Genomic DNA, 8810 nt, shown 5'->3' on the forward strand with positions numbered 1-8810 from the left:
GACAAACCGCTCTTCGGGCAGGTCCAGGGATTCGCGTACCACCTGGTCCATGCGTTTGCCGGTGGTGCGTTCGATGCCTTTCATCAGAGAGACGACGAGCGCGGTGGACGGGATCAGATCCTTGAATTCGGCGAGCGCGACGCGGGCGAACTGGGCCGCAATTGCGACGACGATGATATCCGCATGCGCCACCGCCTGCGCACGGTCGCCGGTGGCATCCATGGCCGCGGGCAGCTGGTCGACGCTGGGCAGGCGGTACGAGTTGCGGTGATGCTCATGGATGTCCGTGACGATTTCCGGTTCAATCGCCCACATGGTCACGGTGTTGCCCGCGTCGGCGAGGACTTGGCCGAACGCGGTTCCCCATGCTCCTGCTCCCAGGACGGTGATGTTTGTCATGTCAATCTCCTTGCAGACGTGTTGCGGCGCCTGATTGTGGTCGTGGCGGTTGTCGATGCCGCCGCCGGAGCCCGCCTGCTGCGGGCGGACTCCGTAGTGCTGGGCTTCATGGTACTCGCCCCCGCCTATGCACGCGCGAAGGCGGGGTGAGGGTACTGGAAGAAAGTCGTGCGGGAACGCCCAAATCACGCGGCCGAAGCCGGTGCGTCGCTCTGCGTGGCCGCGATGAACGGCGTCTCGCCACCCTCACGTCGGAAAGAAATCTGCGGACGTGGCTTACGGCTCATCGTGCGGTAATCCCAGTATCCTTCGGCCGGCGGTTGTTCGCCGCGGATTTCGGCCATAACCTCTTCCATCCGGGCGCGCACACGGTCGGCGAGCGCCTGGGCGAGTTCGACAGGGGGCTCGGCGCCCCACGAATCCTGTGTGGCGAGCAGATCGGCGTAATCAAGCCGGTCGTCATAGCACATAACGACGTTCTTGCGCGGCCACGGCCAGAACTGGTTGATGCTTGCCGCACCCCACGTGACTGAGCAGTACAGCGGAATCTGGTAGCCAAGCCGGCGTGAAGCTTCGAGCGCGATGTATCCGACGCCGGATTTCATGCTCATCGGCCATTTCTGCGGGTCGCGGGTGAGGGTGCCTTCCGGCCAGATGGTCAGCGGACGGCCGGAGGTGAGGATGTTGATGGATTCCGCTTCGATGGCTTTCGCCTTGCCTGAACGTCGCGGGACCGGCTGCATGCCGACGGTCTGGAACCATTTGCCGATGACCGGCCAATGCGCCATTTCCGCCTTGGCCATGAACCGCGGGCGGCGGCCCAGGTGGAACAGGCTCATCATCGGGACGAAAACGTCGTACATGGTCACGTGCGTAGCGGCAGTGATGAACGGGCCGGTTTCGGGGACGTGCTCCAGACCCCACGCGTACACTTTGCTGCGCTGGCTGAGCACCACGGACACGCCTTTGAGCAGGCGGGCGGTGGCTTTCGGGTTCTGCGCGTTGATTTCCGCATTGTTCGGGGTGCGCGGGCCTGTCGGGTATTCCTTGGTTGGATCGACCAGATGATGGCGCTGCGCGAGTTTCGCGACCTGCTCGTCGCTCAGCGGCTTGACCGCGCTGCGCGACGATGGTTTGCCTTTCGAAGTCATACCACCATTGTGCCGCAACCGCCGGCCAAGGCAGTGGTGGAGGAGGCTGAGGGCTGCGAGCGCATGAAATCCGTCAATCCTTCGGGGTCTGACTGGTTGTCGGCAGCGGAAAGTCGGCATCAATCGAAAACCGGGCGTTGTGAGGATTCCCGGCGTTCAATCGCCGGGACGCTGACCGTGGCGGGCGGTACGGTGGCGGTATGAGCGTTATCAGCGATGCGAATGGGATAGAAGGCCAAGGCGACACGAACAGCATGGACGGCAAGAACGGCAGCAATGTGTCACCGGACGACCGACAGGTGTCTGCCGAACCGCGCATATCCGGTCAGCATGCGCCCGCCGGCAGCAAGCTCGTATTCATCGATATCGATGGCACGCTGGCCGATGAGCACCATCACGTGCCGCAATCTGCCGTCGACGCCTGCCGGCAAGCCCAGCGCAACGGGCATCTGCTGTTCATCTGCACTGGCAGGTCGCTCATGAAAATCGAGCAGGGCATCCTCGACCTCGGTTTCGATGGTGTGGTCTCGGTCGCCGGGGCGCGGGCGGACATCAACGGCCGCACACTGTTCGAGCATCTGATCAGCCCCGAGGCCATCGACGCGGCGACCGCGTACTTCCGGGCGCACAACATCCGCAACTATCAGTGGCAGGGGCCGGACGGCATGTATGTGTCTCGCGGGTACATGCAGTATCTGCAGGCGACGGGCTCCGCGTGGAAGGATCCACAGTTCGCGTCCCGCTGGCATGTCATCGAGGATCTCGACACGCACGGGCAGAGCCTCGGCGCATCCATCAGGGCGAGCAAAGGCTCGTATTTCGCCGATCGCGGCAATCCGACATCGTTTGAAGACACGTGCAAGGCGCTCAGCCCGTGGTTCACCGCCGTGCCGGGCACGTATGGCAAGATTTCGGACAATCATGGGGAACTGCTGATTCCAGGTGCCGACAAGGGCACCGCCGTGGCACAGGTCGCGCGCGCACTCGGATATGGTATCGAGGACACCATCGCGCTCGGCGACGGCGGCAACGACATGGCGATGATTCTCGCGGCCGGCACCAGTGTCGCGATGGGCAACGGGATTGAGGAGATCAAGCAGGCGGCGGACATGGTCACCGACAGTGTGGAGGATGACGGTTTCGCGCATGCGTTCGCCCGGCTTGGTTTGATCTGATTGCCCTGTCGCCACTGAAAGGGACGTTCCTGCGGGAGAACTCGGCGAATCATGCGATTTGCGGCTAAACTCCCGCGCGGGACGTGGGAGTTTTGCGCAATCCGGTGCCCTGACAGATAATCTCCCAACAGGAACGTTGGAATTCCGCGGTTCTGAAAAATCGTCTCTCAAGCTGTTCATGGGAGAACAGTGCCGGATTCGCATATCCGCGGTAAACTCCCGCGAGAATCCGGGAGTTTACCCGTTCACGGCCGGACCGTGCGAGATTTCCCGTGAGATTTTCCGTGAGCGAGTCGCAATGTGTACAGCATGACCTACCTGGAATATTATCTGCCCGTCAGCGTCTTTCCACGGCAGTCCATCCGTGAGAACGCCTGCCGTTCAAGATCAGACGGGAAAGTCCGGAAAGCGTCAAAGCCAGATAGCAGGCGGATACCCATATCGGCAAGTCCTTCACCAGTTCCTATGGGATAACGAAAAATCTGGCAGATTCTTGAATCATTATTTTCAACCAATCAGTTGAAAAAAGATTTCAATACACTGTCAGAAGATAGCCACTCCGTCATCAGTTCTGGTCGTAGATGAAGGCGAACGTACCGCTGTCATTGACGATGAGCGGACCGGCTAGCGTTGATGGGAGCGGATTGCCGATTACACCATACATCCAGCTTTTCACGTCGTCACTCAGCGCGCTGGTCGTGTATCCGGCCGGATACACGGTGAACGTGTTGCACGGGGTCAGCCCGTAGATGCCGTCAACCGTTTCCACGCGGACACCATCTTTGATTGTCACATCGCCGACAGTACCGTTCTGGTGGAACGCTTTTTTATCGCAAGTGATGCTGAATGTGCCATCATCGTTGCGCTTGGAGTAGTTGAACTTACCTGTGCCGGATGCGATTGCCCGGGATCCATTCGGGTATCCATCGCCGGTTACCCCAAGGTCGGAATCATGATAATCGGCAGAGAATGTGCCATCTGCATGAACCGTCATTATCGTTGACCATGCTCCGGCACCAACGGAGAAAATATACTTCCCTTTCACCTGACGCCAGAATCCCTGCTCTTGCGCGGCGGCTTCGGACACTTCGCCATTGGTGTCACAGTCGGGCAGGCTTTGCCAGTCGGGCTGTCCGGATTCGACGAGATAGTAGGCGTTCGCATCGGTAGGAGCGGGCTTGAACTTCACGGACGCGGAGAATTCGCCGACTCCGGGTACGAAGGGGTCCTGTACCAGCGTCTGCCCGGACGGTACCGGCGCCTTGCTGTATGGGACGCTCGTGGTGTCGTATTGCGAGGCGTCACGAGCGAGAATAAACGGGCGGGACGTGTCCGGTTTCGAGCCTTTCTTCGCCGCCGCGAGCGCGCTGTCGTCGAAATACCCGCTCTTCTCGATGGCATCCAGATTCGCTCCGAAAGCGAAGAACACGTAGAAGTCATGCATGTCGAAGGTCGCTCCGGACATATCTTGGTCTTGCACGACCTGTTTGCTGGCGTTGCAGCCTTCGTCGTACGGGGCGAACATGGCTGTACCGCAGCTGGGTGAGCCGCCAAGCTCACCGAAATCGAAGGCGCCCCACTGCTTGGCGATCAAACGCTTCGCCATGCCACCCTCCCCTGCCGGCAGTTGTGAGCCGCCGTACGAGCAGGTGCCGATGTCGCCGGCGTTGCCGTCCGCGAAGGGGAAGCACATGGTAAGTATGTCGTTGCTGTGCTCATCACTGCTTATGCCGGTATCTTTCGTCGTGACGCGGTATACCGAGCCGTTTTCATCCTGCGCGAGCGTGATGCAATCCTTTGCAACATCGTTCACAGTGCTCTTGCAGTACGTGCCGGTCACCGTGTCGTTGAGTTCCGAAGCGTAGAAATACGGGGCGTTGCTTTGCCCTACGGTCGCCTCCTGCACTTTGTTGGCGCCGACACCGTAGTAAAGCGTCACGCTTTCGCCCGAGGACAGCACGGTGCCGGGCGCCGGGCTTGAAGAGACCAGTTTGCCGACATTCTTCTTGGACGAGAAATGCGGCTTGGCGGTGACGTTCACGCCGGCTTTTGTGAGCGTGTCTTTCACGCTGTCGATATCCGTGCCGATGGCGTCATAGGGGATGGCCGGGGTCTTCTCGTCGGTTTTAGCGGCGATGCCAACGTAGATGCCGGTGGTTGTGTCGCTGACCGCTTGACCGGCCAGCGGGTAGGTCGCGACGACCGTGCCACCGGCGAGTTTTGAGGAGGAGCTCACAGCGATCTGCTTGGTGTGAACCGGCACGCCCATGGTCTTGAGTGTGGTGACTGCCGTGCTGGCTTTCGCGTGTTCGACGTTGCTCGGGACGCCAGGCCCTGCGGATTCACGTACGACCACGCTGGATCCGGACCGCACGCGCTGCCCGGCCTTAGCGTTGCTATACCCGAGGAAGGCGCCTTTCTCGGCCCCGGAAAATTCCTGGCGCTTGGCCGAAGTGATGCCTTTGGCCTTCAACTGCGCGACCACGGAATCCGCGGTGACGGTAGCTTTCGCCTTTTCCGATTGTTTTCCAGCTTTCGCACTGGCGGCAGCGATATCGGGCAAGGTCTTGCCGCCCCAGAGTTCAGCATGGTATGTCAGCCCTGCCGCTACGCCCGCCGCAACGACAAGCACCGCTGTGACAATCGCTGCGATGATGGCTTTGGGCTGGTGTGTGGCAGCCACAGTGGTATTCGGCGCAGTGACATCCGGTTCGATGGATGATGGCGACGCTGCGGGGCGCACGGGACGTGCTGGATTCGGAGCCGAAGCGGGGGCTCCCGGTGCCGTCACCTGACCGGACTGGGTTTGTACCGCGATTTGCGCCGCTGCTTGCGCCGCGCCCGATTGACGCAGAGGGTCGCCACATGACGCGCAGAATTTGGCATCATCGGTGTTCTTCCATCCGCAGTGCCCACAATACATGGCAAATCCCTTCGTCTCAGCGCCCCGAATCCTACCGAACAACAACGCTCGTCTCCGGGCTGTATTTCTCAACTGAGCGCCATCTTAACATCGCGACACGCGGCCGACGATAGGTGTCAGCTCGTTGATGTCTCCCGTCATCCGCCCGCCGTGCGACTGCTCAGTCACACCACGGCAAGATACCGCACCGGAACCATCCCCCAACCCGCACAACCCAGCCACCGTGCAACCCGCCAGTCGCACCACAGCCAGATACCGTCCCGCCTGCAACCAGAACCATGGCAACCTGGCCGCTATGCAACCCACCAGTCGCACAGCGACGAGATACCCAAACACCACAACCCTTCAACCGCCTCAACCCGCCCGCCGTGCGACTGCTCAGTCACACCACGGCCAGATACCGCCCGAAAACACATGGTGCCGCCCTCCACATCGGAGAACGGCACCATCAGCACCAATAGCCATCGGAATCAGCCAGCCCGGCAACATCTCGGTCCGGACTCGCCAGACTTCTCAGACCAGCTGGACCTACCGGACCAGCCGCCGAGCACAGGGCACCGAGCGTCAAGCACCATGCCTACGTCAGTCGATATCAGCCCCAAGCGCAAGCAGCTTGCCGCGGAAGTCGGCGTATCCGCGATCAATCAGCGAGATCCCGTGCACGTCGGACGGACCGGAAGCCGCGAGCGCCGCAATCAAATGGCTGAAACCGCCACGCAAATCCGGCACGTCGATATCACGCCCGGTCAGCGGGGTCGGCCCGAAAATCACCGCGGAATGCTTGTAGTTGCGCTGCTGGAAGCGGCAGGGCAGCGAGCCGAGGCACTCACGGTACAGCTGGATGGTCGCGCCCATCTGCACCAGCGGCTTGGTGAAGCCGAAACGGTTCTCGTACACGGTCTCATGCACAATCGACAGGCCTTTCGCCTGGGTCAGCGCGACCACAAGCGGCTGCTGCCAGTCGGTCATGAAGCCGGGGTGCACGTCGGTTTCGATGGCCACCGGGTGCAGATCGCCGCCCGGATGCCAGAAGCGGATGCCCTCGTCGGTGATGTCGAATTTGCCACCGACCTTGCGGAACACGTTGAGGAAAGTCATCATGTCGGCCTGCGTGGCGCCCTTGACGAACACGTCACCGCGGGTGGCGAGCGCCGCCGAAGCCCAGGAAGCGGCTTCGATGCGGTCGGTCAGCGCGGTGTGGGTGAAGCCTTGGAGCTTTTCCACGCCTTCGATGCGGAAAGTGCGGTCCACATCCACGGAAATGATCGCGCCCATCTTCTGCAGAACCGCGACCAAATCCATGATTTCCGGTTCGATGGCCGCGCCGGACAGTTCCGTCTTGCCTTCGGCGAGCACAGCCGCCAGCAAAGTCTGCTCGGTGGCACCCACCGACGGGTACGGCAGATGGATTTTCGCGCCATGCAGGCCGTTCGGAGCGGTGATATGGATGCCGTCCTTGTGTTCCTTATCGACGTCTGCGCCGAGCTTACGCAGGGTGTCGAGGTGGAAGTTGATCGGACGCCCGCCAATATTGCAGCCGCCGAGCGCCGGGATGAACGCCTCACCCAAGCGATGCACGAGCGGGCCGGAGAACAGGATCGGAATGCGCGAGGAACCGGACAGGGTGTCCACATCGGCGACATCCGCGAGTTTGACGTGGGAAGCGTCGATGGTGACGATGCCGTTCTTGCCATCCACATTCACGTCCACGCCGTGCAGGCGTAGCAAATCGGACACCACATGGACATCGCGGATTTCCGGCACATTCTTCAATACGGACTTGCCGGGCGCGAGCAGCGCGGCGACCATGGCCTTGCTTACGAAATTCTTGGCTCCGCGAACCTTGATCGTGCCGTGGAGCGGTTTGCCGCCCTCAACATGGAGCACATCGTCTTTCTTTTCGACCACGTCGACCTCTTTCGATTCCCTTGCCCGGACACGCCTGTCATCCCAATGGACGGCCGACGCTGACACACTACTGGTTGGTATCACCATGGTGCCACACCGCATGTGCATAAGCGGTGAACATGCTACCAGCCGAATCGTACGTGAAAAGCGGTTTTCCGCCAATCGCCACAGAACACCGACATCACTTGGCATGACACGCTTACGAGATGCCGCATGAACGCCGCCGCACAGACACATAGAATATTCGGATGATGTGCCGCCTTCGGGCGATGTCACAGGGAAGAAAGGGAATGTGAAGGAGCGTCACATGAACAATTCCGTCAATGCACACGCACGCCGCGATGATAATCGCAACACCCCACGCAGTGTGTTCTCTCGGGGACGTTCGCTGACCACGCTGATTGCCGCAATCCTCGCCGGCACGATGTTGCTGCCGTTGTCCGCTTGCGGCGGATCCAGCACCGATACATCAGCGTTGTCAAGCGAGTCTACGTCAAAGAGCGCGACTCCGTCCGAATCCGCCTCCCCGAGTGAAACGCCCGAATCCAGCGAAAGCCCGTCAAACGACGCATCCGCGCAATCCGACGCGAATTCAGAATCGTCCAACGCGTCCGGCGCCGCCGTCGACATGCTGGCGACCTTGCCGGTTAAAGGCCGGGCGCCCAAAACCGGATACGCGCGCACCCAGTTCGGCGCCGCCTGGTCGGACGTCGATCACAACGGCTGCGACACGCGCAACGACATCCTCAAACGCGATATGACGAATGTGACCTTCAAACCCGGCACGCATGATTGCGTAGTCAAGACCGGCACACTCAACGACCCGTACACCGGAAAAACCATCAATTTCGTGCGCGGACAGCATACGTCAACCGCCGTGCAGATCGACCATGTTGTCGCGTTGTCCGACGCGTGGCAGAAGGGCGCGCAGCAGCTCAACGCTGACCAGCGGCTGCAACTGGCGAACGACCCGTACAACCTGCTCGCGGTGGACGGCCCGGCGAACCAGCAGAAATCCGATTCCGACGCGGCGTCCTGGTTGCCGTCGAACAAGTCGTTCCGCTGCCAGTATGTCGCGCGGCAGATCGGCGTGAAACACAAGTACGCGCTGTGGGTGACGCAGGCCGAGAAAGACGCGATGACCAACGTATTGTCCGGCTGCCCCGGGCAGACCGTGCCCGATGGCGGCGGCGTGGTCGCCTCTGCACAAGCGGACAGCCAGCCTGCGCAGGCGCCCGAACCGGCGCAGACACA

The 8810-nt window shown here is 61.1% G+C and carries 6 protein-coding genes and 1 pseudogene; 2 read left to right on the forward strand and 5 right to left on the reverse strand.

Going from position 1 to position 8810, the window contains the following annotated elements; all coding sequences use genetic code 11:
* Together ACI38B_RS06770 and ACI38B_RS06775 are read right to left on the reverse strand one after the other, a co-directional pair.
* On the reverse strand, positions 1-399 hold a 399-nt coding region (locus ACI38B_RS06770), incomplete at its 3' end, for a 2-dehydropantoate 2-reductase N-terminal domain-containing protein (protein WP_439730084.1).
* Between the two features lie 185 nt (positions 400-584).
* Positions 585-1550 (reverse strand): lysophospholipid acyltransferase family protein, encoded by a 966-nt coding sequence (locus ACI38B_RS06775; protein WP_439730085.1) that lies wholly within the window; start codon positions 1548-1550, stop codon positions 585-587.
* 200 nt (positions 1551-1750) lie between these two features.
* On the opposite strand from ACI38B_RS06775, the gene ACI38B_RS06780 reads away from it, so the two are divergent.
* The gene (locus tag ACI38B_RS06780; RefSeq protein ID WP_439730086.1) at positions 1751-2725 is read left to right on the forward strand and encodes an HAD family hydrolase; all 975 of its coding nucleotides are present in this window, start codon (positions 1751-1753) and stop codon (positions 2723-2725) included.
* A 565-nt stretch (positions 2726-3290) separates the two neighbouring features.
* Here the strand turns inward: ACI38B_RS06780 and ACI38B_RS06785 are convergent.
* From ACI38B_RS06785 to murA, 3 genes and pseudogenes are all read right to left on the reverse strand, one after another.
* A complete protein-coding gene (locus ACI38B_RS06785) occupies positions 3291-5408 on the reverse strand; it encodes a PASTA domain-containing protein (protein ID WP_439730097.1) in 2118 nt (705 codons plus the stop codon).
* 174 nt (positions 5409-5582) lie between these two features.
* Positions 5583-5648 (reverse strand): annotated as a pseudogene (locus tag ACI38B_RS06790) (zinc-ribbon domain-containing protein); the annotation flags it as partial.
* Between the two features lie 582 nt (positions 5649-6230).
* Positions 6231-7556 (reverse strand): UDP-N-acetylglucosamine 1-carboxyvinyltransferase, encoded by a 1326-nt coding sequence (murA, locus tag ACI38B_RS06795; protein WP_273303987.1) that lies wholly within the window; start codon positions 7554-7556, stop codon positions 6231-6233.
* A 307-nt stretch (positions 7557-7863) separates the two neighbouring features.
* On the opposite strand from murA, the gene ACI38B_RS06800 reads away from it, so the two are divergent.
* On the forward strand, positions 7864-8810 hold a 947-nt coding region (locus tag ACI38B_RS06800), incomplete at its 3' end, for a GmrSD restriction endonuclease domain-containing protein (RefSeq protein ID WP_439730087.1).

The sequence above is a fragment of the Bifidobacterium sp. genome (genome assembly GCF_051876855.1).
Lineage (GTDB): Bacteria > Actinomycetota > Actinomycetes > Actinomycetales > Bifidobacteriaceae > Bifidobacterium.